Origin of the sequence: Nocardioides zeae (genome assembly GCF_030818655.1) — a bacterium.
Taxonomy (GTDB): domain Bacteria; phylum Actinomycetota; class Actinomycetes; order Propionibacteriales; family Nocardioidaceae; genus Nocardioides; species Nocardioides zeae_A.
In genome coordinates this window covers 346,476-372,252 of the sequence record NZ_JAUTAN010000001.1, presented here as the reverse complement: position 1 = coordinate 372,252, position 25,777 = coordinate 346,476, and the positions used below count along the sequence as shown (strand labels likewise).

General features: G+C 73.7%; 20 protein-coding genes. 6 read left to right on the top strand and 14 right to left on the bottom strand.

Annotated features, from left to right (window positions below; translation table 11 throughout):
- Positions 1 to 118 precede the first annotated feature (118 nt).
- The 7 genes from QE405_RS01685 to QE405_RS01655 all read right to left on the bottom strand — a co-directional run bounded on the left by QE405_RS01685 (position 119) and on the right by QE405_RS01655 (position 11,088).
- Positions 119 to 1,936, bottom strand: a complete 1,818-nt coding sequence (locus QE405_RS01685; RefSeq protein WP_307198494.1) for a DEAD/DEAH box helicase — start codon at positions 1,934 to 1,936, stop codon at positions 119 to 121.
- Between the two features lie 79 nt (positions 1,937 to 2,015).
- Complete coding sequence (locus QE405_RS01680; protein ID WP_307198493.1) at positions 2,016 to 2,735, bottom strand: DUF2127 domain-containing protein; 720 nt, start codon at positions 2,733 to 2,735, stop codon at positions 2,016 to 2,018.
- 95 nt (positions 2,736 to 2,830) lie between these two features.
- A complete protein-coding gene (locus tag QE405_RS01675) occupies positions 2,831 to 4,150 on the bottom strand; it encodes a M1 family metallopeptidase (protein ID WP_307198492.1) in 1,320 nt (439 codons plus the stop codon).
- Complete coding sequence (locus QE405_RS01670; protein WP_307198491.1) at positions 4,147 to 8,076, bottom strand: Pls/PosA family non-ribosomal peptide synthetase; 3,930 nt, start codon at positions 8,074 to 8,076, stop codon at positions 4,147 to 4,149. Before QE405_RS01670 ends, QE405_RS01675 begins: the two co-directional genes overlap by 4 nt.
- 67 nt (positions 8,077 to 8,143) lie before the next feature.
- Positions 8,144 to 9,775: a long-chain-fatty-acid--CoA ligase gene (locus tag QE405_RS01665; RefSeq protein ID WP_307198490.1), complete on the bottom strand. Its 1,632-nt coding sequence runs from the start codon at positions 9,773 to 9,775 to the stop codon at positions 8,144 to 8,146.
- Positions 9,776 to 9,991: 216 nt separating this feature from the next.
- Positions 9,992 to 10,405, bottom strand: coding sequence for a nucleoside-diphosphate kinase (gene ndk, locus QE405_RS01660; protein WP_307198489.1), 414 nt, complete (start codon positions 10,403 to 10,405; stop codon positions 9,992 to 9,994).
- A complete protein-coding gene (locus tag QE405_RS01655; protein ID WP_307198488.1) occupies positions 10,402 to 11,088 on the bottom strand; it encodes a pyridoxamine 5'-phosphate oxidase family protein in 687 nt (228 codons plus the stop codon). Before QE405_RS01655 ends, ndk begins: the two co-directional genes overlap by 4 nt.
- A 69-nt stretch (positions 11,089 to 11,157) precedes the next feature.
- On the opposite strand from QE405_RS01655, the gene QE405_RS01650 reads away from it, so the two are divergent.
- The gene (locus QE405_RS01650; protein ID WP_307198487.1) at positions 11,158 to 12,468 is read left to right on the top strand and encodes an aminotransferase-like domain-containing protein; all 1,311 of its coding nucleotides are present in this window, start codon (positions 11,158 to 11,160) and stop codon (positions 12,466 to 12,468) included.
- On the opposite strand, the gene QE405_RS01645 is transcribed toward QE405_RS01650, so the two are convergent.
- The 3 genes from QE405_RS01645 to wrbA all read right to left on the bottom strand — a co-directional run bounded on the left by QE405_RS01645 (position 12,457) and on the right by wrbA (position 15,052).
- Positions 12,457 to 12,936: a DUF4233 domain-containing protein gene (locus QE405_RS01645; RefSeq protein WP_307198486.1), complete on the bottom strand. Its 480-nt coding sequence runs from the start codon at positions 12,934 to 12,936 to the stop codon at positions 12,457 to 12,459. The genes QE405_RS01650 and QE405_RS01645 overlap by 12 nt on opposite strands.
- The gene (locus QE405_RS01640; RefSeq protein ID WP_307198485.1) at positions 12,933 to 14,312 is read right to left on the bottom strand and encodes a bifunctional folylpolyglutamate synthase/dihydrofolate synthase; all 1,380 of its coding nucleotides are present in this window, start codon (positions 14,310 to 14,312) and stop codon (positions 12,933 to 12,935) included. Before QE405_RS01640 ends, QE405_RS01645 begins: the two co-directional genes overlap by 4 nt.
- Before the next feature lie 113 nt (positions 14,313 to 14,425).
- Positions 14,426 to 15,052, bottom strand: coding sequence for an NAD(P)H:quinone oxidoreductase (gene wrbA, locus QE405_RS01635; protein WP_307198484.1), 627 nt, complete (start codon positions 15,050 to 15,052; stop codon positions 14,426 to 14,428).
- A 174-nt stretch (positions 15,053 to 15,226) separates the two neighbouring features.
- On the opposite strand from wrbA, the gene valS reads away from it, so the two are divergent.
- Complete coding sequence (valS, locus tag QE405_RS01630) at positions 15,227 to 17,860, top strand: valine--tRNA ligase (RefSeq protein WP_307198483.1); 2,634 nt, start codon at positions 15,227 to 15,229, stop codon at positions 17,858 to 17,860.
- 192 nt (positions 17,861 to 18,052) lie between these two features.
- On the opposite strand, the gene clpX is transcribed toward valS, so the two are convergent.
- From clpX to QE405_RS01610, 4 genes are all read right to left on the bottom strand, one after another.
- A complete protein-coding gene (gene clpX, locus QE405_RS01625) occupies positions 18,053 to 19,333 on the bottom strand; it encodes an ATP-dependent Clp protease ATP-binding subunit ClpX (RefSeq protein WP_307198482.1) in 1,281 nt (426 codons plus the stop codon).
- Positions 19,334 to 19,513: 180 nt separating this feature from the next.
- Positions 19,514 to 20,119 carry an ATP-dependent Clp protease proteolytic subunit gene (locus QE405_RS01620; protein ID WP_163774135.1) on the bottom strand — a complete coding sequence of 202 codons (606 nt, stop codon included), beginning with the start codon at positions 20,117 to 20,119 and terminating at the stop codon, positions 19,514 to 19,516.
- A gap of 14 nt (positions 20,120 to 20,133) precedes the next feature.
- On the bottom strand, positions 20,134 to 20,739 hold the full coding sequence (locus QE405_RS01615) for an ATP-dependent Clp protease proteolytic subunit (protein WP_163774160.1): 606 nt from the start codon (positions 20,737 to 20,739) through the stop codon (positions 20,134 to 20,136).
- A gap of 128 nt (positions 20,740 to 20,867) precedes the next feature.
- A complete protein-coding gene (locus QE405_RS01610; RefSeq protein ID WP_307198481.1) occupies positions 20,868 to 22,127 on the bottom strand; it encodes an esterase/lipase family protein in 1,260 nt (419 codons plus the stop codon).
- Between the two features lie 117 nt (positions 22,128 to 22,244).
- On the opposite strand from QE405_RS01610, the gene QE405_RS01605 reads away from it, so the two are divergent.
- The 4 genes from QE405_RS01605 to QE405_RS01590 all read left to right on the top strand — a co-directional run bounded on the left by QE405_RS01605 (position 22,245) and on the right by QE405_RS01590 (position 25,746).
- On the top strand, positions 22,245 to 23,087 hold the full coding sequence (locus QE405_RS01605; protein ID WP_307198480.1) for a hypothetical protein: 843 nt from the start codon (positions 22,245 to 22,247) through the stop codon (positions 23,085 to 23,087).
- 81 nt (positions 23,088 to 23,168) lie between these two features.
- On the top strand, positions 23,169 to 23,438 hold the full coding sequence (locus tag QE405_RS01600; protein WP_163774132.1) for a hypothetical protein: 270 nt from the start codon (positions 23,169 to 23,171) through the stop codon (positions 23,436 to 23,438).
- A 257-nt stretch (positions 23,439 to 23,695) separates the two neighbouring features.
- Positions 23,696 to 25,393 carry a peptidoglycan-binding domain-containing protein gene (locus QE405_RS01595; protein ID WP_307198479.1) on the top strand — a complete coding sequence of 566 codons (1,698 nt, stop codon included), beginning with the start codon at positions 23,696 to 23,698 and terminating at the stop codon, positions 25,391 to 25,393.
- An 89-nt stretch (positions 25,394 to 25,482) separates the two neighbouring features.
- Positions 25,483 to 25,746, top strand: coding sequence for a hypothetical protein (locus QE405_RS01590; protein WP_163774130.1), 264 nt, complete (start codon positions 25,483 to 25,485; stop codon positions 25,744 to 25,746).
- The last annotated feature ends 31 nt before the right edge of the window (positions 25,747 to 25,777 follow it).

Genomic DNA, 25,777 nt, shown 5'->3' with positions numbered 1-25,777 from the left:
GTCCACGCAGGACGTCGGGGACGCGTGCGTTGCGGGGCCCCTCGCGGGACGTCATGCGCGGCGGCGGCCGGGGCCACCGCTCCGCATGACGTCCCGGGGTCGGGGTCGGGGTCCGGCCTCAGTCGCGACGACGCGCCGGGCGGCCGCGGTCGGGCCGGTCCGAGCGGTCCGAGCGCTCGGAGCGGTGCTGGCGCCCGGCGGGCGCGCCCTCGTCGAGGGTCAGCTCGATGAGCTTGCCGGAGATGCGGGTGCCGCTGAGCGCGTCCCACGTCGAGGCGGGCAGGTCCGCCGGCAGCTCGACCAGCGAGTGGTCGGGCCGGATCTGGATGTGCCCGAAGTCGCGACGCGAGAGGTGCCCCTCGTTGGCGATCGCGCCCACGATCTGGCGGGGCTCCACCTTCTGGCGCTTGCCGACCGCGATGCGGTAGGTCGCCATCGGGCGGTCGGAGTCCCCGCGGCGTCCGCGGGAGTCGCGGTCCTCGCGGCCCCGCTGCGGGCGCTCCCCGCGCTGCGGGCGGTCGCCCCGCTCCGGGCGGTCGGTGCGCTCAGGCCGCTCCGCGCGCTCCCGACGCTCGCGGGCCCGGTCGGACTCGGGGTCGAGCAGCAGCGGCTCCTCGCCCTGCAGCACGACCGCGAGCGCGGCGGCCACGTCGATCTCCGGCACGTCGTGGTGGGCGACGTAGTGCTGCACCACGTCGCGGAAGAAGTCCACCTTCGGCGAGGCGAGCGCCTCGGTGATCTGGTCGTCGAAGCGCGCCAGGCGGGTCGAGTTCACGTCGTCCACGCTGGGCAGCGACATCTGCGTGAGCGGCTGGCGCGTGGCCTTCTCGATGTGGCGCAGCAGGTACTTCTCCCGCGGCGTCACGAACGAGATCGCGTCGCCCGACCGGCCCGCGCGCCCGGTGCGGCCGATGCGGTGCACGTAGGACTCGGTGTCGGTGGGGATGTCGTAGTTGACGACGTGGCTGATCCGCTCGACGTCGAGGCCGCGGGCCGCGACGTCCGTCGCCACGAGCACGTCGAGCTTGCCCGACTTGAGCTGGTTGACCGTGCGCTCGCGCTGCACCTGGGCGACGTCGCCGTTGATGGCGGCGGCCGAGAACCCGCGGGCGCGCAGCTTCTCCGCCAGCGTCTCCGTCTCGTGCTTGGTGCGGACGAAGACGATCATGCCCTCGAAGTTCTCGACCTCGAGGATGCGCGTGAGGGCGTCGACCTTCTGCGGGTAGCTGCAGATGAGGTAGCGCTGCGTGATGTTCGCGGCGGTCGCCGTCGTGGCCTTGACGGTGATCTCGACCGGGTCGTTCAGGTAGCGCGTCGAGAGCCGGCGGATCTGGGCCGGCATCGTGGCGCTGAAGAGGGCGACCTGCTTCTCGTCGGGCGTCTCGGCGAGGATCGTCTCGACGTCCTCCGCGAAGCCCATGTTGAGCATCTCGTCGGCCTCGTCCAGCACGAGGAAGCGCAGCTCGCTGAGGTCGAGCGTGCCCTTGTCGAGGTGGTCCATGATGCGGCCGGGCGTGCCCACGACCACGTGGACGCCGCGGCGCAGCGCCGAGAGCTGCACGCCGTACCCCTGCCCGCCGTACACCGGCAGCACGCTGACGCGGCTGCCCGCGGCGTACTTCTCGAACGCCTCGCACACCTGCAGCGCCAGCTCGCGCGTCGGCGCGAGCACGAGCGCCTGCGGCGTCTTCTGCTTGAGGTCGAGGCGGTCGAGCACCGGCAGCGCGAACGCCGCGGTCTTGCCGGTGCCGGTCTGGGCCAGTCCGACGACGTCGCGACCCTCCAGCAGCTGCGGGATCGTCTGCGCCTGGATGGCGGACGGGCTCTCGTAGCCGACACCCTTGAGGGCCTTCAGGACGGTCTCGCCCAGGCCCAGGTCGGCGAAGGTCACGGGGTTCGTTGCGGGGGTCGTTGCGGGGTCTGCTGCGTCGCTCACCCCCCAACGGTAGTGCGCCGAGGGGCCGATCGGCGTTTCTGCGGCTCCGTGCACCCCGCAGAGCCGGTACGGCGCGGGCTCAGCCCCCGCCCGGCCCCGCGGCCCCCTCGACCTCGAGCAGGGAGGTCTGGCGCCGCTCGGCGTCCCACGCGGCGCGTCCGCCACGCACCCCGAAGAGGCGCTTGGTCCACACCAGGTAGGCCACGAGGAACAGGTTGACCAGGAAGGTCACGAGCAGCAGCAGGCTCAGGTGGCCGAGGAGACCCGCCACCTCGACGGGGAGGAAGACGGCGGTGGCGGCGGCCGCGACGTACTCGCCCCAGCGGCGCATGCCCCAGAGCCCGGCGCCCTCGAGGAGCAGCAGGAGCCCGTACGCCGCGATCCCGACCGTGATCCACACGAGCCGCTGGTGGCTGACCTCGAACAGCTCGAGCACGATCCGCGCGACGCCCCGCTGGGGGTCGACGCCGAGCTCGTCGACGAAGGGCTTGAAGCTGGGCAGGTCGCGCTCGACGTAGCTGCGGACGACCTCGCGCCGCTCGTCGAAGTAGACGAGCGCCCCGGCGAGCAGGAGCAGCAGCGTGCCCCGGACGAAGCGGTCGACCGCGAGGAGGCGCAGCACCCACGCGTCGCGCAGCAGCCGTCCGCGCAGCACGACCGGCGCCCGCTCGGCCGGTCCGCGGCCGCGCGGCTCGCCCGGCACGAACGCGCCGCAGCGCAGGCAGCGCCAGGCCGGCCCGACCGCGGTCGCGACCTGGAGCCGGCGTGCCAGCGCCGGCTCGTCGGGGGCGTAGGTCACGTGCCCGCGCCACCCGCAGCTGCGCACCTCCCGGTCGGCGTGGGGCCAGGGGCGCCACCGCCGAGGACGCCCGTCGGCGTGGTCCGGCCCCTCCATCAGCCCGGCAGGGCGGGCAGCTTCTTCTGCGCCAGCCACGGTCGCAGCAGGCTCGCCACGTCGGTGCCCGTGCGGGTCGCGGCGAAGGCGAGGAAGTCCTCGGTGGTGACGGAGCCGCCGGCGTGCTCGGAGGTCCAGCCCCGCAGCAGGTCGAAGAACGCGTCGTCGCCGACCGCGGTGCGCAGCGCGTGCAGCGTCAGGGCACCGCGCTTGTAGACCCGGTCGTCGAACATGAGCTCCGGACCCGGGTCGATGAGCGCCAGGTCCTGGTCGGCGTCCGCGAGCTTCGCGTGGTGGTGCTCGGCCCACCACTGCGCGGTCTCGCGGCCCGACTCCTCCGACCACAGCCACTCGCTGTAGCAGGCGAAGCCCTCGTGGAGCCAGATGTCGCGCCAGTGCCGCAGCGTGACGATGTTGCCGAACCACTGGTGGGCCAGCTCGTGGGCGACGAGCCGCACCTGCTCCCACTCCTCGGAGACGAAGTTCTTGCCGAACGTCGACAGGCTCTGGCTCTCGAGCGGGATCTCCAGGTCGTCGCCCGTCACGACGGCGGCGTAGGAGCCGAACGGGTAGGGCCCGAACCATCCCTCGAACGCGCGCAGCATGTCGGCCTGGCGGCCGAAGCCCGCGTCGTACGCGTCGGTGCGGTGGCGGCCGGTGCCCTGGGGCACCGCGGAGAACAACGGGACGGGACCGTCGTGCTCGACGATGTCGTAGCGCCCGATCTGCACGGTGGCGAGGTAGGTCGCCATCGGCACGTCCATGACGTAGGTCCAGGACTCGCTGGACCCGCGGCGGCGGCGCTCGTCGAGCAGGCCGTTGGAGACGACGGTGTAGCCGACGTCGGTGGTGACCGTGATGCGGTAGGTCGCCTTGTCGTCGGGCCGGTCGTTGCAGGGGAACCAGGTGGGCGCGCCGTGGGGCTGCCCGGCGACGATCACGCCGTCGGAGAGCTCCTCCCAGCCCGCGTCGCCGTGGTGCTTCTCGACGACGGGGCGGGGGTGGCCGCCGTACTTGACGACGAGCGCCAGGCGCGCGCCGACCGCCGCCTTCTCGCGCAGCCGCACGACCAGCCGGTGACGGCGCTTCTCGAACTTTGCGGGGGCCTTCCCGCCGACGGTCACCTTGGCGACGTCGAGGTGGGCGAGGTCGAGCACGAGGCGGTCGGTGCGCTCGAGCACCTCCACGTCGATGCGGGCCTCCCCCGCCAGGCGGTTGCCGACCACCTTGTAGGAGAGGTCGAGCTCGTAGGAGCGCGCCGACCAGGACCGGTCGCCGTGGCCCGGGAGGTAGTCGTCAGCGGTGGGGAGCTGGCTCACGAGCCGCTCACCGCGTCGCTCGCCGAGCCGGTCGACGGGCCGCTCGCCGGGGCCCACGGCCCGATGGGGTTGCCGATCCAGGCCGTCTTGTCGGGGACGGACTCACCACGCATGACCAGGGACACCGGGCCCACCGTAGCGTGCCGTCCGAGCTCGGCCGCCGGGAGGATGACGCTGTTGGGGCCGAGGGTCGCGCCCCGGCGGAGGCGCACCCGGTCGAGCTGGAGCACCCGGTCGTGGAAGAGGTGCGTCTGCACCACCGTGCCCGCGTTGACCGTGGCGCCGTCGTCGAGGTGGACCAGGTCCGCCTCGGGCAGCCAGTGCGTGTCGACCCACACCCCGCGCCCGATGCGGGCGCCCATCGAGCGGAACCAGAGGTTGAGCAGCGGCGTGCCCGTCACGGTGCGGGCGAACCAGGGCACGGCGAGGGTCTCGACGAACGAGTCCGCGAGCTCGTTGCGCCACACGAAGGAGCTCCACAACGGGTGCTGGCCCGGGCCCATGCGGCCCACGAGCAGCCACTTCGCGGCCGTCGCGACGGCGGCGGCGAGGAGGCCGGCGACGGCCAGGAGCGGACCGGCGAGCACGACGGCGAGGAGCGCGCCGAGCACGGGGGCACCGGTGTCGAGCAGCGCCGCCAGGGCGACGACCACGGTCACCGCCAGCACCGTGCCCAGCACCACGGGCACGACGCGGCAGACCTCGACGAGCCCACGGAAGACGAGCAGGCGGCGGGGCGGCGCATAGGTGCGCGTGCTGTCGCTCTCCTCCGACGTGCGGCGCAGGGGCGCGGGCGGGCTGCCCAGCCAGGACTCGCCGGACCGGGCCGTCTTGCGCTGCGGGGCCGCGGACAGCACGGCCACCAGCGAGGCCTTGGGCACCCGCCGTCCCGGGGCGGCCATGCCGGAGTTGCCGACGAAGGCGCGCTTGCCGATCTTGACGCGCTCGGCCCGCAGCCACCCCCCGCCGAGCTCGTAGCCCCCGATGAGCGTGTCGTCGGCCAGGAAGGAGTGGTCGTTGACCTGCGTCAGCGACGGGATCATCAGCACCGTCGAGGCCTCGACCCCCGTGCCGATCCGCGCGCCCAGCGCGCGCAGCCAGAAGGGCGTGAGGGAGGACGCGTAGAGCCCGTAGAGCCAGGTGCGGGCCTCGTCGAGCACCCGCATCGTCGTCCAGACCGCGAGCGCCGGGCCGCTCCGCACCGGGTGCACCCCGGCGCGGACGCCGAGCCCGCACAGCCGCACGACCAGCCAGACGAGGAGCGCCAGCACGAGGAGCGCCAGCACGACCGCCGGCGGGGTCCGCAGGAGCAGGTGGGCCAGGAGCGCGCCGTACCCGTCCACGTCGCCGAGGCCCGGCAGCGCGACGAGGAGACCGACCCCGATCGCGGCCGCCGGCAGCAGGCCGACCACGACGGCGGCCAGCGCGTACGCCGCGACCCACGCCCGGCTGCGCACCGGTCGGTCCTGCCACGGCCCCCGGGCGTCCTTGCGGCGGCGCCGCGCCGGCGACCCCGCCCAGAACTCGCCCGCCGGCACGGCGCCGAAGACCGCGGAACCGGGCGCGACCTCCGCGTCCGCTCCCACGTGCGCACCCGGGCACAGGGTGCTGCGGGCACCGATGCGGGCCCGGGGCCCGACCTCGACCGGACCGAGGCGCACGACGTCGCCGTCGATCCAGTAGCCCGAGAGGTCCACCTCAGGCTCCACGGAGCAGCCCTTGCCCAGCGTGAGCATCCCCGTCACCCCCGGCAGGGAGTGGAGGTCGACGTCGCGGCCGATGCGGGCGCCGAGGAGGCGGGCGTACCAGGTCATCAGCGGTGCCCCCGCCAGCGCCGTCGCGCCGATCTCGTCGGCGAGGCGGTCCGCGAGCCACAGCCGCAGGTGCACCTTGCCCCCGCGCGGGTGCTCCCCCGGCTCGACGCCCGCCAGGAGCACGCGCGCCTGGGCGGCCGCGAGCAGGATCCGGCCCGGTGGCGTGAGCAGCCCGAGCCACAGCAGCACGAGCACCCACCACGGGGCCGACGGCAGCCAGTCCAGGTCCGCCACGACGCCGACGACGGTCGACGCGACGAGCGTCCAGGCGACCCACCGCAGGCCGCCCACGGCCCGCACGCCGAGGGTGCCGACGACCTGGCCGGCCTGGCTCTTCACGGGGATCGGTCGCACCGGACGGTCCCGCTCGGCGGCCTGCGGCGCGGCGAGGCCGTCGAGGTACGCCGCGAGCGCGCCCACGCTGGAGCGCTCGTAGATGTCGCCGACGGCCACCTCGGGGAAGCGGCTCCGGAGCCGGGAGACCATCTGCGCCGCCGTGAGGCTGCCACCGCCGAGGTCGAAGAAGTCGGCGTCGCGGCCGGAGACGTCGGCCCCCAGCACCTCGAGCCACAGCTCGGCGATCCAGGACTCGGTGTCGCTGAGGTCGCCGGGGCTCCGCGACCCGCCGCCGGCACCGGCCGCGCCCGGCAGCGGCCAGGGCAGCGCGTCGCGGTCGACCTTGCCCGACGTGCGCGTCGGCAGCGTGTCCACCACCGCCAGCCGGGGCACGAGCGCGGCGGGGAGCGAGCCGCGCAGCCGGTCGAGGGCGGCGGCGGGGTCGAAGTCGGGGTCCACCGCGACGTACCCCACCAGCAGCTGGTTGCCCGCCGCCGTCCGCCGCACGGCCGCCGCGGCGCCCTGCACGCCCGGCAGCGCGAGGAGGGCCGAGTCGACCTCGCCGAGCTCGATGCGGCGACCACCGAGCTTGACCTGGTCGTCGGCGCGGCCGGCGAAGAGCAGGCCCGCGGGGTCGTTGACCACGATGTCGCCCGAGCGGTAGGCCCGCTCCCAGCCGAGGGTGGGCATCGGGGCGTACTTCTCGGCGTCCTTCTCCGGGTCGAGGTAGCGGGCCAGGCCGACCCCGCCGATGATCAGCTCGCCGGGCTCGCCCTCCCCCACCGGCACACCGGTGGCCGGGTCCACCACCGCGAGGTCCCAGCCGTCGAGCGGCAGGCCGATGCGCACGGGCGGCTCGCCGGTCAGCTCGCAACCGCAGGCCACGACCGTCGCCTCGGTCGGCCCGTAGGTGTTCCAGACCTCCCGGCCCGGACGCGCCAGGCGGGCCGCCAGCTCCGGCGGGCAGGCCTCCCCGCCCATGATGAGCAGCCGCACGCGCTCGAGGGCCTCCGCCGGCCACAGCGCGACCAGCGTCGGGACCGTCGACACGACGGTGACCCGGTTGGCGACGAGCCACGGCCCGACGTCGATCCCGGAGCGCACCAGCGCCCGCGGCGCGGGGACCAGGCACGCGCCGTACCGCCACGCCAGCCAGATCTCCTCGCAGCTCGCGTCGAAGGCGACGGACAGCCCGGCCATGACGCGGTCGCCGACGCCGAGCGGCTCCGCCTGCAGGAACATCCGGGACTCGGCGTCCACGAAGGCCGCCGCGTTGCGGTGGGTGACCGCGACGCCCTTCGGCTTCCCGGTCGAGCCCGACGTGAAGATCACCCAGGCGTCGTCGTCGGGCGACGGGTCCTCGATCTCGCGCGGCGCCGCCGGGCGACGGACGTCGACGACCAGGTCGTCCCCGACCACCGCGGCCACGTCCGCCTCGCCGAAGACGAGGGTCGCCCGCTCCTCGGGGTCGTCGGCGTCGACCGGCACGTAGGCCGCACCGGCCAGCAGGACGCCGAGGATCGCGACGTACAGGTCGGTCGTGCCCGACGTGACCCGCACGCCGACCTTGCTGCCGGGACCGACGCCGTGCCCGGCGAGCTCGGCCGCGAGGCCGGTCGCGGCCTCCTCGAGCTCCGCGTAGGTGAGGACGCCGTCGCTCGCGTCGACCGCCGCCTCGTCGGCGGCCTGGGCGACGGTCGCGCGGACGACGTCGACGAGGGTGCGCTCCGGCGGGGCGAGGTGGGCGCGGCGCAGCGGGTCGAGCAGGTCGGTCACCGACGCATGATCGAGCATCGAGGTGAACGGGAGGGGACGTCGGTCCCCTCCCGCCACCGCGGGTGCGTCACACGATCGCGGAGCCGCGGCCCTCCCAGTACGGCGAGCGCAGGTCCCGCTTGAGGATCTTGCCCGTCGGGTTGCGCGGCAGGGCGGGCAGCACGTCGACGGAGCGCGGGCACTTGAAGCCGGCGAGCCGCTCGCGGCAGAAGGCGATGATCTCCTCCTCCGTCGCGCTCGTGTCGGGCTTGAGCGCGACGACCGCCTTGACCGTCTCGCCCCAGCGGTCGTCGGGCACGCCGATGACGGCGCACTCCAGCACGGCCGGGTGCTCGGCCAGCACGCGCTCGACCTCGGGGCTGTAGATGTTCTCGCCTCCCGAGATGATCATGTCCTTGATGCGGTCGTGCACGAAGAGGAAGCCGCCGTCGTCGAAGCGGCCCACGTCGCCCGTGCGGAACCAGCCGTCGGCGGTCAGCACCTTCGCGGTCTCCTCGGGCTTGTTGAGGTAGCCCTTCATGACCTGCGGACCACGCAGCCAGATCTCGCCGCTCTCCCCCGTCGGGACGTCGGCGCCGGTCGGGTCGACGACCCGCACCTCCATCCCCGGCAGCGCCACGCCCGCGGACACCAGGCGCTCCGGGTGCGCGGCGTCGCGGTGGTGGTCGGGCATGAGGTGCGTGGCCACGCCCGCCACCTCGGTCAACCCGTAGACCTGGATGAAGTCGGTGCCCGGCCAGGCCTGCATCGCCGCCCGCAGCAGCGGCGGCGGCATCGGGGCCGCGCCGTACGTGTAGGCCGTCAGGGCCCCGAACAGCTTGATCGCATCGGGCCCGGACTGCAGCACCTGGGCGAGCACGGCCGGCACGAGGAACGTCTTGTTGGCGCCGCCGAGGATCGCGCCGGCCAACGAGGCACCGTCGGGCTCGCGCGTCATGATCGACGGGATGCCGTCGTGGATGCCGAAGAGCACGTACGACGAGCCGCCGACGTGGAACAGGGGCATCGCCACCAACGAGACGTCGCCCGGCTCGAAGTCCCAGCCGTCGTGGGCGTTGACCGTGTGGCTCACCATGTTGCGGTGCGTCAGCATGACGCCCTTGGGCCGGCCGGTGGTGCCGGAGGAGTACATGACGAGGCAGGTGTCGTCGGGCGCGACGTCCGCCGCCCGGCCGCGGGGCTCGCTGGCGGCCAGCCACGCCTCGTACTCGTCGGGCTCGCCGTCCTCGGTCGCCCCGTCGGGCGTGACGACGACGATCCGCTCGACGTTCGTGAGCCGGTCGCGGATGGCCTCGATCGTGGGCATCAGCTCGGCGCCGACGACGAGGACCCGGGCGCCGGAGTCGTTGACGGCGTAGTCGACCTCGTCGCCCGCGCTGCGCCAGTTGACGATGGCGTTGGCGGCACCCAGCGACCCCGCCGCGAGCGACAGCTCGACGCAGGCCGGGTGGTTCTTGTCGAGGAAGGACACGACGTCGCCGCGGCCGATGCCCGCGGCGGCGAGGGCACCGGCGAGGCGGCGCACCCGCTCGTCCCACTGCGCCCAGGTCCAGGTGCGCTGGCGGTAGGTCATCGCCGGCGCGTCCGGCGTCTGCTGCGCCCACCAGGCGAGGCGGTCGTCCACGAAGGTCGGTGCGGGAGCGGTGCTCGTGCTCGCGCTCGTGGGGGTGTCGGTCTCGGGCGTGGAGATGGCGTTCAACGCTGCGGTCCCTCCCAGGGTCGGGGCCGTCGCCGTCGACGACCCTCGCCGCATTGTGACGGCCCTCACAGCCTCACCACAAGTGGGGTTATGGAAGGGGCTGCCACTTTCCCCGGTCGACCGGGGAAAGTGCCGCTTTGACCATCAATATTGACGTGCAAAGCGACAAGTTCCCCGGTCGACCGGGGAAAGTGACGACAGCCGGAACGAAGGGCGTCAGCCCTCGAGCGCCGGGAACCAGAGGGCGATCTCGCGGGCGGCGGACTCGGGGCTGTCCGAGCCGTGCACCAGGTTCTCGCGGTTCGACAGCGACAGGTCGCCGCGGATCGTGCCGGGCGCGGCCTTGCGGCCGTCGGTCGCGCCGTTGAGCGCGCGGACGACCTCGATCGCCTCGTCGCCCTCGAGCACGGCGGCGAGGAGGGGGCCGCTCGTCACGAACGTGCGCAGCGGCGGGTAGAAGTCGCGCTCGACGTGCTCGGCGTAGTGGGCGTCGGCCTGCTCCGCGTCGATCGTGCGGAGCTCGAGGGCCACGAGGCTGAGGCCCTTGGCCTCGAAGCGGGACAGGATCTCGCCCACCAGGCCACGTCGCACGGCGTCGGGCTTGAGGAGGACCAGGGTGCGCTGGGTCATGCGCCGAACCCTACTGACCCCCGCGTGGCGACGAGCGACCGCACGTCCGGCGGCACCTCGTCGTGGGAGTCCTCCGCCGACACCGGGGCGCCGAGCACGCGCCGTACGGGCACGTGGCCTCCCCACACGCCGGCCGCGACGTCGGCCTCCTCGTCCACCGGTCCCCCGGCGCGGGCCTTCATCGAGGCCTCGGCGAGGGGCACGGCGAGCACGACCGTCGCGGCGAGCTCCTTGCGGGTCGGCGGACGCAGGGTCGCGGAGCGGCCCGGCACCATCTGGTCGACGACGAGGTCGAGCGCCCGGGCGCGCTCGTCCGGGTCCGTGACCTCGCGGACGGCGCCGATGACGACGGCGGAGCGGTAGTTCATCGAGTGGTGGAACCCCGACCGCGCCGTCACGAGACCGTCGAGCTCGGTGAAGGAGACGCACACCGTGGCGCCGCGCACCGACCGCAGCCACCCGGCGGCCACCGACCCGTGGAGGTAGAGCGAGCCGCCCTCGTCCGGACCGTCGAGGTCGACTCCGAACGCGGTGGGCAGCACGACCGGGTGGTCGCCGGCGACGAACCCGAGGTGGGCGACGAGCGCGTCGGCGAGCAGGGCGTGGAGGGCCGCGCGCTCCGTGACAAGGCGGTTGCGTCCCCGGGTGACGGTGGTGCGGGCGGTCGGCGAGAGCGAGCTCATGCGTCCAGGATGGACGGGTCTTGGCCTAGGATCACGAGCCAATCCCGACCCTTTCCGACAGGCCACTCCATGCTCCCCCTCGTCCTCGACCGCACCGGTGGGGCGCCGCTCGGCCAGCAGCTCGCCCGCCAGGTCCGACGCCGCATCACCGACGGCACGCTGGTCGACGGCGACCGGCTGCCGAGCACCCGGGCGCTGGCGGCCGACCTCGGCGTCGCCCGCACCGTGGTCGAGCAGGCCTACGCCCAGCTCGTCGCCGAGGGCTGGCTCGCCGGTCGCCGCGGCGCGGGCACCTTCGTGGCGGCGTCGGCCCACCTCGCCGGGCCCGCCGCTCGCGCCTCCCGGTCGGAGCCGGACCCCGCGCGGCTCGTCCGTCTCGACGCGGGCACCCCGTGGACCGACCCCCGGCAGACGGCGCTCTGGCGGCGCGCGTGGCGCGAGGTGGGCACGGCCCGCCGGCCGGCGGGGTACGACGATCCCCGCGGCCTCCCGGAGCTCCGCGCGGCGCTGGCCGGGCGCCTCGCCCGCGAGCGGGGGCTCGACGTCGACCCCGACGACGTGCGGGTCACGGCCGGCACCGCGGACGGGCTGCGCCACCTGCTCGCCGTGCTGCGCCCGGGCGCCGTGCTCATGGACGACCCCGGCTACCGGGCGGCCGTCGCCACGGTCCGCGCCGCCGGCCGGACGGTCGTCGACCACCCCGCCCTCACGCCCGTGCGCGACCTCGCGGGCTGCGCCGCGGCGTACGCCACCCCCGCGCACCAGCACCCCCTCGGCCCGCCGCTGGGCGGGGCGGAGCGGCTCGACCTGCTCGCCGCGGCCCGCGCGGTGGACGCGATCGTGGTGGAGGACGACTACGACTCGGAGTTCCGCTACGACGTCGCGCCCATCCCCGCGCTGGCGAGCCTCGACCGGGACCGGGTCGGCTACCTCGGCACGGCGAGCAAGACCGTCGCCCCCAGCCTGCGGCTCGGCTGGCTGGTCGCACCGCCGGCGCTCGGGGAGTCCCTCGACACCTTCCGTCGGGTCACCCACGACACGGCCGCCTGGCCCGTGCAGCGGGCCTTCCTCGCGCTGCTGCGCGACGGCTACGTCGACCGGGCGGTGCGCGGGGCGCGGCGGGTGTACGCCGAGCGCGCGGCCCGCGTCGCCGACGCCCTGCCCGGCGTGGGCCCGGTGGCCGGGATGTACGCGACCCTCGAGCTCCCGCCCGCCACCACCGTGGCGGCCCACACGGCGCTGCGCCGCGCCGGGTTCGACCTCACGCTGCTCGCCGACCTGTGCCGCACCCACGTGCGCACCGGGCTGGTGATCGGCTTCGGCGGGTGCTCCGACGCGGAGCTCGACGCCGCGCTGGCGGCGGTGCGGTCAGTCCTGTGAGGGGGTGCCGGGAGCGCCCGGCGCACCGGGGTGCGCCTCGGGGTGGGCCGCGTCGTACGCCGCCCACGCGGCGCCGCGCTCCTGCTCGATCCGGCGCCCCATGAGGTCGGCGGTGGCCCACAGCGCGGCGAAGATCGCGCCGAGGAAGAACATGGCGGGCACGAGGAACCCCAGCGCGAGCGCGGCGACCTGGAGGGCCCAGCCCACGCCGTACCCCCACTCCTTGCGGAGCAGCCCCGCCGTCAGCACGCACGCCAGGCCGAGGCCCACGCCGATGCCGATCGCGGCCCCCGCGGAGATGTCGGTGAAGCGCACGAGCACGGGCGCGGTGAGGCCGAGGATGATGCCCTCGAGCACCAGCACGGCCGCCGCCATGCCGCGGCGGGGCGACTTGAAACGCTCGGGGTCGTCGGGGGCGCCGGCGGGGATGACCCGCTGCTCCACCTCGGGACGCTCGCGACGGCTCATCGGTGACCTCCCAGCAGGACGCGGGCCTCGCCCACGGTGACGACCGAGCCGATGACGAGCACGGCACCGGAGCCGATCGAGACGCCGAGCGCCTCCCCCGCCTCGGCGAGCGCCGCGGCCGCGTCGATGGCCTCGGACAGGTCGGCGGCGACCGAGACGCGGTCCTCGCCGAAGATGTCGCGCGCCTGCCTCGCCAGCTCGGCGGCCGGGAGCGAGCGCGGCGTCGAGTTGCGGGTGCACACGACGTGCGCGAGGTGCGGCTCGAGCACGGAGAGCACGCCCTCGACGTCCTTGTCCCCCATCACGGCGAGCACGCCGATGACCGGCGAGAAGGTGAAGGAGTCCTCGAGCGCGGCCATCGTCGCCTCGGCACCCGCCGGGTTGTGCGCGGCGTCGAGGAGGATCGTCGGACTGCGCCGCACGATCTCGAGCCGCCCCGGCGACGTCGCCTGGCCCAGGGCCGTGCGCACCAGCTCGTCGTCGAGCGGGGTGTCCCCGGTCAGCGCCTCCGCCGCGGCGAGCGCGACGGCGGCGTTCTGCGCCTGGTGGGCGCCGTAGAGCGGGAGGAACAGCTCCGTGTACGTCGCGTGCAGGCCCCGCAGCGTCACCACCTGGCCGCCGACGGCCGGCGCCCGGGAGACCACCCCGAAGTCGACGCCCTCCGCCACGACGCGGGCGCCCACCTCGGCGGCGCGGCGCAGCAGCACCTCGGCCGCCTCCGGCTCCTGGGCGGCGAGCACGACGGTCGAGCCCGGCTTGATGATCCCGGCCTTCTCCTCGGCGATCTGGCCGAGGGTGTCGCCGAGGTACTGCGCGTGGTCCATCGCCACCGGCGTCACCACGGCGACGTCGGCCTCGACGACGTTGGTCGCGTCCCAGCAGCCGCCCATGCCGACCTCGACCACGGCCACGTCGACGGGGGCGTCGGCGAAGGCCGCGTAGGCCATGCCGACGACGGTCTCGAAGAACGACAGCGGGTGGGGCTGGTCGGCGTCCACGAGGTGGGTGAACGCGGCGACGTCGTTGAACGCCCGCACGAAGGCGTCGTCGTCGAGCTGCTCGCCGTCGATGCTGATCCGCTCGCTCATCTTCTCGACGTGGGGGCTCGTGAAGCGTCCCGTGCGCAGGTCGCGCGCCCGCAGGAGCGCATCCACCATGCGGGCCGTCGAGGTCTTGCCGTTCGTGCCCGTCAGGTGCACGACCCGGTAGGCCCGCTGCGGATCGCCGAGCAGCTCCGTGAAGGCCTGGATCCGGTCCAGGGACGGCTCGAGGCGCGTCTCGGGCCAGCGGGAGAGCAGCGCGTCCTCCACCTCGGCGTAGGTCTGCGCGGCACGGGCCACCGGGGACGCGGTCGCGTCGGGGTCGAAGTCAGTCATCGCGCCCGCCAGTCTAGGGCGGACGGCGTCCGGCGCCCGGATCGACGCCGCCCACCCTCCCCGGGCTCGGGGAGGGTGGGCGGTCGGGGTCGTGCAGCTGCTGCGGGGACGGGTCAGGCGTTGTCGCGGCTCGCGCCGTTGCCGCCCGCCTCGAGGCGGCGGGAGATGGCGAGGGTGCGGTTGACGAGGTGGTCGAGCGACGCCAGGTCGTTCTCGTCGAGCTCGGTCGTCGCGCCGGTGACCTTCGCCGCGCCGTACGGGTTGCCGTCGGCGAACTTCACCGGGTCGGTGTAGCCGGGCGCCACGACGATGCCGCCGAAGTGGAAGAACGACGTGTAGAGGTTGAGGAGGGTCGACTCCTGCCCGCCGTGGTGGGTCTGGCTGGCGGTGAAGCCGGCGTAGACCTTGTCGGCCAGCTTGCCCTGCGCCCACAGCGGGCCGAGCGTGTCGATGAAGGCCTGCAGCTGGCTGGTCACGTGGCCGTAGCGGGTCGGCGAGCCGAAGAGCGCGACGTCGGCCCAGTCGAGGTCGTCGGGCGTCGCGACGGGCTCGTCGGCGACATCGGCGCGGTGCTGCTTCCACGCGTCCTGGCTGTCGATCGCCTCCTGCGGGGCGATCTCGGCGACGTGGCGCAGGCGCACCTCGACGTCGCCGGCGGCCTCGGCCGTCGCCGCGAGGCGCCGCGCCATGGCGTCGACGGTGCCGGTGGACGAGTAGTAGATGATCGCGAGCTTGGTCATGGGGAGGGTGCCTCCTGGTCGTCGGGGGTCGTCGAACGGGTGACCTCGACGGTAGCGACGTGCTCCACACCGGCACCGGTGCGCGGACCCGCACCCCGGCCACGGCGCGACACGCGACGCGAGCAGGGCAGACGCGGGTGCAACGAGGTGTGACCGCTTTCGTAACATTCCCCCATGACCGAGACCCCCGCCGCCGAGCAGTCCCCGGAGACGTCGGAGACGACGGCCCTCCGCGTACCGGACAAGCCGGCCCTCGAGGGGCTGGAGGCCAAGTGGTCGCAGGCGTGGAAGGAGCAGGACACCTACGCCTTCGACCGCACGCAGCCGCGCGAGAACGTCTACTCGATCGACACGCCGCCCCCGACCGTGTCGGGCTCGTTGCACGTCGGCCACGTCTTCTCCTACACGCACACCGACGTCGTCGCGCGCTACCAGCGCATGCAGGGCAAGTCGGTCTTCTACCCGATGGGCTGGGACGACAACGGCCTGCCCACCGAGCGCCGCGTGCAGAACTACTTCGGCGTGCGCTGCGACCCGTCGCTGCCCTACGACCCCGACTTCACGCCGCCGGAGAAGCCCGACCCGAAGAAGCAGGTGCCGATCAGCCGGCCCAACTTCATCGAGCTCTGCGCGACGCTGGTGGAGGAGGACGAGAAGGTCTTCGAGTCGCTGTGGCGCACCCTCGGCCTGTCCGTCGACTGGTCGCAGCAGTACACGACGATCGGCACCGGCGCGCAGACCGTCAGCCAGCGGGCGTTCCTGCGCAACCTGGCCCGCGGCGAGGCGTACCTGCAGGAGGCGCCCACGCTCTGGGACGTCACGTTCCAGACCGCGGTCGCGCAGGCCGAGCTGGAGGCGCGGGAGTACCCCGGTGCCTACCACCGCGTCGCCTACCGCCGCCCCTCGACCGACGGGACCCCCGGCGAGGCCGTGTACGTCGAGACGACGCGCCCGGAGCTCATCGTCAGCGCCGTCGCGCTCATCGCGCACCCCGACGACGCGCGCTACCAGCACCTCTTCGGCACCACCGTCACCTCGCCCGTCTTCGGCGTCGAGATCCCGGTGCTCCCCCACCCGGCGGCCGAGCCCGACAAGGGCGCGGGCATCGCGATGTGCTGCACCTTCGGCGACCTCACCGACGTGCAGTGGTGGCGCGAGCTGCAGCTCCCCGTGCGCACCGTCATCGGCCGCGACGGCCGCTTCGTGCGGGAGACCCCCGAGTGGCTCCCCACCGACGCGGCCCGCGCGACGTACGACGAGCTCGCCGGCAAGACCGTCCACTCGGCGCGCGAGGCGACGGTGGCGAAGCTGCGCGAGACCGGCGACCTCGACGGCGAGCCGAAGCCCACGCAGCGCATGGCGAACTTCTACGAGAAGGGCGACAAGCCGCTCGAGATCGTCGCGACGCGGCAGTGGTACATCCGCAACGGCGGCCGCGACGCCGGCCTCCGCAAGGACCTGCTCGCCCGCTCCGAGCAGATCACCTGGGTCCCGGCCCACATGAAGCACCGCTACGACAACTGGGTCGGTGGCCTCAACGGCGACTGGCTCGTCTCGCGCCAGCGCTTCTTCGGCATCCCGTTCCCGGTCTGGTACGCCCTCGACGCCGACGGCGAGCCCGACTACGCGCACCCGATCGTGGCCAGCGAGGCAGAGCTGCCGGTCGACCCGTCGACCGACGCCCCGCGGGGGTACGACGAGGCGCAGCGCGGCGTGCCCGGCGGCTTCATCGGCGACCCCGACGTCATGGACACGTGGGCGACCTCGTCGCTGACGCCGCAGATCGCGGGCGGCTGGGAGTCCGACCCCGACCTGTTCGCCCGGGTCTTCCCCATGGACCTCTGCACCCAGGGGCACGACATCATCCGCACCTGGCTGTTCAGCCGCGTGGTGCGGGCGCACTACGAGTCGGGCGTCGCCCCCTGGCACCACGCGCTGCTCTCGGGCTGGGTGCTCGACCCCGACCGCAAGAAGATGTCGAAGTCGAAGGGCAACGTCGTCGTCCCGACGGAGATCCTCGACAAGTACGGCGCGGACGCCGTCCGCTGGCGTGCCGCCATGGCGCGCCCGGGCCTCGACTCGGCCTTCGACGAGACGCAGATGAAGGTCGGGCGGCGCCTCGCGATGAAGGTGCTCAACGCGTCGAAGTTCGTGCTCGGCAGCGTCGGGGCGAGCGAGCTCCACCGCTTCGAGGTCTCCGAGGCCGTCGACTGCGCGATGCTCGGCCTCCTCCGCGAGACCGTCGACAAGGCGAGCGACGCGTTCGCGGCGTACGACTACACGACCGCGCTCGAGACCGTCGAGAAGACGTTCTGGGAGTTCTGCGACGACTACCTCGAGCTCGTCAAGGAGCGGGCGTACGGCGAGGGCGCCGGCGCCGCCTCCGCGAAGGCGACCCTGGCGATCGCGCTGCACGTGCAGCTGCGCCTCCTGGCGCCCTTCCTGCCCTACGTGACCGAGGAGGTCTGGTCGTGGTGGCAGGAGGGCTCGATCCACCACGCCGACTGGCCCGTCGAGGCCGACCTGGGCTCCGCCGCCGCGGCCTCGCCGCTCACGCTGCGGGCCGTCTCCCGGGCGCTCGCCGGCGTCCGCGGCGCGAAGTCGCAGGCGAAGGTCAAGATGCGCACGCCGGTCACGCGGGCCGAGGTCACGGGTCCGGAGGCCGAGGTGCTGGCCGCCGAGGCCGCCGCCGCCGACCTGCGCGCCGCCGGGGCCATCACGGGCGACCTCGTCTTCGTGCCGGCCGACGCGTCCGAGCTGACCGTCACCGCCGAGCTCGCCCCCGTCGAGGAGCAGCCCCAGGCCTGACCCCCTTCCCCCTGCGGGGGATAGTCGATAGTCCCTGACGTTTTGCACTCGACACGCCGCGACGGTGCGGCAACACGGTGCGGAACGTCAGGGACTACGACACCCGAGCGCCACCCACCCCGGCGTACGACGAAGCCCCGGTCCCCCTCGTGGGGGCCGGGGCTTCGACGGTCGGGGGCTGGCCCCCGTCGGTCAGGCGGACTTCTTCTTCTTGGCCTCGGGCTCGCGGAGCACCAGCGTGGGCGGGACGTCGCCCGCCACAGCCTCGCCCGTCACGACCACGGTGGCCACGTCACCGCGGGAGGGCACGTCGTACATGGCGTGCAGCAGGGTCTCCTCGATGATCGCGCGGAGGCCGCGCGCACCGGTGCCCCGCTCGAGCGCCTTGTCGGCGATGCCGTCGACGGCCTCGTCGGTGAACTCGAGCTCGACGCCGTCGAGCTCGAAGAGCTTCTGGTACTGCTTCACGAGGGCGTTGCGCGGCTCCGTGAGGATCTGCACGAGGGCCTCGCGGTCGAGCTTGCGGACGCTGGCGATGAGCGGCAGGCGACCGATGAACTCGGGGATGAGCCCGAACTTCGTCAGGTCCTCCGGGCGGACGCGGGACAGCAGGTCCTCGGCCTCCCGCTCCTCCTCGCCGCGCACCTCGGCGGTGAAGCCGAGCGACTTCTTGCCGACGCGCTGCTCGATGATGTGCTCGAGCCCGGCGAACGCCCCGCCCACGATGAACAGGATGTTCGTCGTGTCGATCTGGATGAACTCCTGGTGGGGGTGCTTGCGGCCACCCTGCGGCGGCACCGAGGCGGTCGTGCCCTCGAGGATCTTCAGCAGGGCCTGCTGCACGCCCTCGCCCGAGACGTCGCGCGTGATCGACGGGTTCTCCGCCTTGCGGGCCACCTTGTCGATCTCGTCGATGTAGATGATCCCGGTCTCGGCCTTCTTGACGTCGTAGTCGGCGGCCTGGATCAGCTTGAGGAGGATGTTCTCGACGTCCTCGCCGACGTAGCCCGCCTCGGTCAGCGCCGTGGCGTCCGCGATCGCGAACGGGACGTTGAGCATGCGGGCCAGCGTCTGCGCCAGGTAGGTCTTGCCGCAGCCGGTCGGACCCACCACGAGGATGTTCGACTTGGCGACCTCGACCTGCTCGTCGCGGCTGTGGCGACCCGAGGTGTTGGGGGTGGCCTGCACCCGCTTGTAGTGGTTGTAGACCGCGACAGCGAGCGACTTCTTCGCCTGCTCCTGGCCGATCACGTAGGAGTTGAGGAACTCGAAGATCTCGCGCGGCTTCGGCAGCTCGTCGAGACCGACCTCGGTGCCCTCGCCGAGCTCCTCCTCGATGATCTCGTTGCAGAGCTCGATGCACTCCGTGCAGATGTACACGCCGGGACCGGCGATCAGCTTCTGCACCTGCTTCTGGCTCTTCCCGCAGAAGGAGCACTTCAGCAGGTCTCCTCCGTCACCGATGCGTGCCACGGGTGATCATCCTCCGGTCGTCCGACGCGGGAGGCGTCGGCAAGTCGTGCGGTCGTGCGGTCTGCGTCAGAACGACCCGCCGGCGGCGGACGCTCGTTGGACCCTGCGACGGTACCCCGTGTCGGACCTCCAGGAGGCCCGACACGGGGCACCGCTCCGGGCCGTCGGCCGGGATCGACCTCAGGCGAGGAGCGCGGTCTTGCGGGAGTCGAGCACGGCGTCGACCAGCCCGTACTCCACCGCCGCCTCCGCCGTCAGGATCTTGTCGCGCTCGATGTCGCGGCTGACCTCGTCGCGGTCCTTGCCCGAGTGCTCCGCGATCATCGTCTCCAGCAGCTCCCGCATCCGGAGGATCTCGTTGGCCTGGATCTCGATGTCCGAGGTCTGGCCGAACGTGCCCTCCGTGTAGGGCTGGTGGATGAGGATGCGGCTGTTGGGCAGCGCCATCCGCTTCCCGGGCGCACCGGCCGCCAGCAGGATCGCCGCCGCCGAGGCCGCCTGCCCGAGGCACACCGTCTGCACGTCGGGCTTGATGAAGCGCATCGTGTCGTAGATCGCCGTCAGCGCCGTGAACGAGCCGCCGGGGCTGTTGATGTAGATGCTGATGTCCTGGTCGGGGTTCATCGACTCGAGGCAGAGCAGCTGCGCCATGACGGCGTTGGCCACGTCGTCGGAGATCGGCGTGCCGAGAAAGATGATGCGGTCCTCGAAGAGCTTGCCGTAGGGGTCGATGCGGCGGAACCCGTAGGAGGTCCGCTCCTCCCACTGCGGGATGTAGTAGTTCATGTCGCGCCCTTCCCTCAGTCGTTCTGGTGGGCCGGGCGGCCCTGGTCGGCGGCCTCGCGGGCGCTGGTGATCACGTTGTCCACCAGGCCGTAGTCCTTCGCCTCGGCCGCGGTGAACCAGCGGTCGCGGTCGGCGTCGTTGGTGACCTGCTCGATGCTCTGGCCGGTGTGCTCCGAGATGAGCTCGAGCAGCACCTTCTTGATGTGCAGCGACTGCTGCGCCTGGATCTTGATGTCGGAGGCCGAGCCACCCATGCCCGAGGAGGGCTGGTGCATCATGATCCGCGCGTGGGGCAGCGCGTAGCGCTTGCCCTTCGCGCCGGCGCAGAGCAGGAACTGGCCCATCGACGCGGCGAGGCCCATGCCGACCGTCGCGACGTCGTTGGGGATGTAGTTCATCGTGTCGTAGATCGCCATGCCGGCGTCGACCGATCCACCCGGCGAGTTGATGTGGAGGAAGATGTCCGCCTCCGGGTCCTCGGCCGAGAGCAGGAGCAGCTGGGCGCAGATCGCGTTGGCGTTCTGGTCGCGCACCTCCGAGCCGAGGAAGACGATCCGCTCGCGGAGCAGCCGGGAGTAGATGTGGTCGTCGAGCGGGTTGAATCCCGCGGCACCGTTCATCTGTGGGTTCGGGTTCACGGTCGCGACACTAGCCCGAACCGCGGACAGTTCCACGGCGATCCGGCCCCTGTTCGCCGACAGCGGATTCGGTTCGCCGAGAGCGATCAGGCGCCCCGCCCGCGCCCTGATCAGGAGAGCCAACGCAGCAGCCGGTCGGCCACCTCGGGGTGGTTGAGCAGCGCGAAGTGCCCCGCGCCACCGACGTGCAGCGTCTCGGCCTCCACGTCCGCGAACAGGTCGTCCCACGACCGGCCCCGCCGCCCGTACGCCGAGGCCTCGCGCACCAGGAGGTCGCCCAGCACCGTGCCGACCGGGTGCCGTGGCGAGCGCGAGACCGTGCCCGACACGAGCCGGTAGCGCGCATGGGGCAGCGGCGGCACGTCGTGGCCCAGGCCCTCCACCAGGTCCCGCACGCCCACGGAGCGCTCGTCGAGGATCCGTCCGAACGCGGCGCTCTCCTCCAGCACACCCAGCAGCGAGCTGCCCCGCCCGACGAGCGCGGCGAGCGGCGCCCCGCGGTGCGGCGTGCCGAGGGTGACCACGTCGCTCACGCGCTCGGCCCACGGCCGGTCGCCCGCGGCGCTCCACACCGGCCCCGCCGGCGCCGGCACGACCGCCGCCGCGGCCCGCATCACGAGCCCGCCCATCGAGTGGCCGACGAGGGCGATCCGCTCGACGTCCGTCGGCCACGCCGTGACGAGCCGGTCGAGGAGCGAGGCCAGCGCGACGCCGTTGGGACGCAGCCCGAGCCCGGAGTTCATCCGCAGCACGACGGGGGTCCAGCCGGCGGCCTCGAGGTCCTCGGGGTAGGTCGACCCCCGCTCCGCACGCCCCAGACGCCACACCTCGTCGCTCTCGCCGAGGCCGTGCAGCAGGACGGCGACGCGCGGCGTCGCACCCGGGTACGCCGCGGCGAGCCCCGACCGGGTCACCGCCACGTCGCGGCCACCGACCCGCGGCGCCATCCGGATCGCCAGCGCGCGCTGCTCGGTGTCCAGACGGTCACCGATGAGCCCGTTGACCGCCGCGCGGAGCTGACGGCCCACGCCGCGCTCGTCGAGGCCCGGTCCGGTGCCACGCGCGGCCAGGGCACCGGTCCCGCGGGCGGCTCCGCGCAGCGAGCGGCCGATCGCGCCGTACACGCCCGCGGCGACGAGGTCGTGCGCCCGGACGGGCCCGCCACCCGCGCCCAGGGTCGTGGCGCGCACGAGGGCGCCGACCCGCGCGGCGACGGCGCGGTGGGTGTCGCGGACGCTGCGCACGACGAGCTCGTCGGTGACCTCGAGCAGCAGCGTCAGCGCGTCGAGCACCCCCGGGTCGGCGGCGACCGGGGACGGGTCGGCCGGCGAGCCGGTCGACGGGGCGGGCACGGGGGACGTGACGGGCATGCCCTCCAGCCTCCGCCGACGGGCGGCGTCGGTCAACCATCTCAGTGGACAAATGTTCACTGACTGGTGTCGTCTCGACCACGGTGCGGGCGTCGGACCGTGTGGTTGGATCGGCCCATGCTGCGGGTGACGTTGCGGGGGGCCGGCCTGCCGACAGTGACGCTGGGGTCCGGCGAGACCCTGTTCTTCGGACGGTCGCCCGACCGCGCCGTACCGGAGGAGAGCCCCGAGAACGCCCTGCGAATCACCGCGATCGCCCTCCCCCGCTGCGCCCCCCACGTCTCCCGCGTGCTCGGCGAGCTCATCGTGGGCGAGGAGATCGCCCGCCTCCGGTGGCACGGGTCCGGGGAGACCCAGGTCTCCAGCCTCTTCGACGCGCCCGGCGGCGCCCGGCGCGTGACGGTCACCGAGGGCATGTCCCTGCTCCTCGACGAGGGCGAGAACCAGCTCGTCGTCATGCGCGGCCGGCTCGCCGGGGACACCTACGACGACCTGTCCGTCAGCATCGAGGTCACCCCGAGCGGCAGCGGCCCGGTGGTCGCCCGGCCCCGTCCGGACGCCGACGACGCGGACGACGGGGCCACCGCGCCCGCGCCGATGCTGCCGCGGCACAGCCGGGAGTGGTACGTCGCGCTCGCCCTCGCCGAGCCGTGGCTCTCCGGCACCGACGACTACCCCCGGCCGCCGTCGAACCGCGAGATCTACGAGCGGATCCTGTACTGGCACGGCTACGCCTGGAACCTCGAGCGGGCGCAGCGCGTCGACGACGCCATCCGCTCCATCTCGGCCCTGGCCTTCGGGCCCAAGGACGACCCGTTCCGCGCGGGCAGCGGGCGGGCACAGAACGTGCGGTTCGCGATCGGCCGGCGCACCGCGGAGATCCGGCTGGTGACGACGGACGACCTCGACGAGGCCGAGCGGGCCGCCGCGCGCCGGAACGTTCCACCCCCGCGGGCCTAGGCGCCCCGCGCTCCTCGTCCCTAGCCTCGGGCAGCACCGCGCGCGGTCCCGGCCGCGCCCACCCGACGCAGAGGAGGAGCCATGAGCAGCAGCATGCAGGGCATGGACACCGAGTACGCCCGCTCGGTCGGCCAGAACATGGGCGAGCACGCCGGCCAGGTCGCCGGTGTCGTCTCCAGCATCAGCGCGATGATCAGCGGCCTCAACTGGCAGGGGCCGGACCGGTCGAGCTTCGAGAGCGACTGGACGGGCTCCTTCGCGCCCAGCGCCGCAGCCGCCTCCGAGTCCCTGTCCGACCAGGGCCGCGTGCTGTGCGTGCACGCCGACCGGCAGGACGAGGCCAGCTCCTGATCCCTGCCCCACCAGCACCACCAGCACCACCAGCGAGCCGGCACGGCGCCCCGTGCCGGCTCGTCCTATTTCGGCGCGGGCCGGCGCAACCCAGAGCATCGCGTCCACCTCGACGCGGCCCGCCAGGAGGAACCTTCCACCCGCCGCGGCCTTCCCCGCGGGTCCGGCGCCGCCCTAGCGTCCGGGACGTGCCGAGGTGGCGACACCGGGCCAGCACCACCAGCAGACACCCACCGCAGACACCGCCGGCGCAGACCGTGCGACGAGGCAGCAAGGGAGGCGACGACGATGGCTTTTCTCGGGGCGCGGACACCGACGAGCTCCGCGAGGCGCAGCAGAAGTGCCAGGAGGGCAAGGAGGTCACCGACCAGGTGATCACGTTCGTGAAGGCGCTCATCGCGCTGCTGCGGGCGGCGTCCTTCTTCACCGGCGGCGCGAGCGCGGCGTACGCGACCTTCCTGGAGACCCAGGTCCTCCCCTGGCTGCAGAAGATCTCGATGGCGCTGGGCATGTTCGCCCAGGTGCTCGGCGCCAACGCCGAGGCGCAGGACCAGGTGAGCGCCGGCGAGACCGTCGACTTCAGCACGCTGCCGACCTACACCAGTCCGCTGCAGACCGAGCAGGCGAAGGCTCCCCTGTCGTCGTGGAACGGCGGCTCCATCGCCCCGACGCAGCCGCTCACCCCGGGCACGCCGGGCACGACGACCACGACGACGTCGACCACCACGACGACGGCCGACGGGGTCACCATCCCGGGCACGACGACCACCACGACCTCCCCGATCGGCGCGTCCCCCTCGTCCGCGACGACGCCGGTCTACGCGACCCCCTCGCTCGGCAGCAGCACGGGCTCCGCGCTGTCCACCCCGGCCCCGACGTCCAGCGCCCGGCCCGAGCTCGGCGGCGCGCTGCCGACCGGCTCCGGCGGCGGCTCCGGCGGGGGCACGGGCGGCGGCACCGGGGGCGGGACCAGCGGCGGCGCCGCTCCCGCCCTGGGCAGCGGCTCCGTCGACGGCGGCAGCGGCTCGATCCCCGCCGGCGCCCCAGTCTCGGGCTCCACGGACATCACCCCGACCGGCGGCACGACGCCCGGAGCGGACTCGCTCGGCAGCGCGGCCCTCAACCCGACCGGCGACTCGGTCGCCACGACCGGCGACAAGCCGTCGTACGGCGCGGCAGCCGGCCTCGCCGGCGGTGCGGCCGCGCTCGGCCTCGGCGGCGCGGCGCTGGCCGGTCGCGGGCAGGGCGGCGACGCGGCGATCGAGAAGCTCGCCGGCGAGAACGGTCGCGGCAGCCGCGGCGAGGACGTCCGCGAGCTGCAGCAGCGGCTGACCGCGGCGGGCTACGACACCCGCGGCGCCGACGGCGTCTGGGGGTCCAACACGCAGGCCGCCTACCAGGCCTGGCGGGCGGACCACCCGCTCGAGGTCGCGCAGGGCACGGGCTTCACGTCGCCCACGGGCTACGACTACAACCAGATCCAGGGCGTCCGCGGCAACGGGAACGTCACGCCCGAGTTCCTCCGCGAGGTCGAGGGCGTCGCCGCCCGCGTCGGCGCGCAGCCGGAGCACCTGCTGGCGACGATGAGCTTCGAGACCGGCGGGCGCTTCAGCTCCGACGTGGTCAACCCGCGCAGCGGCGCGACCGGTCTCATCCAGTTCATGCCCGACACCGCGGCCGGGCTCGGCACCTCCACCGAGGCGCTGTCCCGCATGACGCCGACGGAGCAGCTGCAGTACGTCGAGCGCTACTTCGAGCCCCACCGCGGCCGCCTCGACTCGCTGGAGAACGTCTACACGAGCGTCCTCGGCGGCCGGCCGATGGAGCCCGAGACCACGATGTTCAACCAGGGCACGCAGGCCTACCACCAGAACCGCGAGCTCGACGTCAACGGCGACGGGCGCATCACCGCGGCCGAGGCCACCTCCCACGTCCGTTCCCGCATGGGCAACTGACCGCACGAACCGCACCACCAGCCTGACCCGCAGCACCCCCAGCACGACCATCCGCCGCACGGCACCAACCAACACGAAGGAGCACAGCCATGGCCATGAAGGGTATGGACATCGAGGGTGGCCGCCAGTCGGCCCAGCAGATCACGCAGGGCGCCGGCGAGCTCGAGCAGCTCACGGCTCGTCTCACCCAGTCCCTCGAGTCCTTCGAGTGGGTCGGCCCCGACGCCGAGCGCACCCGCACCTCGTGGAACTCGGAGTACCGCGCGATGCTCACGCAGGTCGTCGCCCAGCTCAACGACTTCTCCACGCTCATCAACAACCAGGCGCAGGAGCAGGAGCAGGTCTCGGCCTGACGCTGCACCGTCCCGCACCGCGACGGGGGTC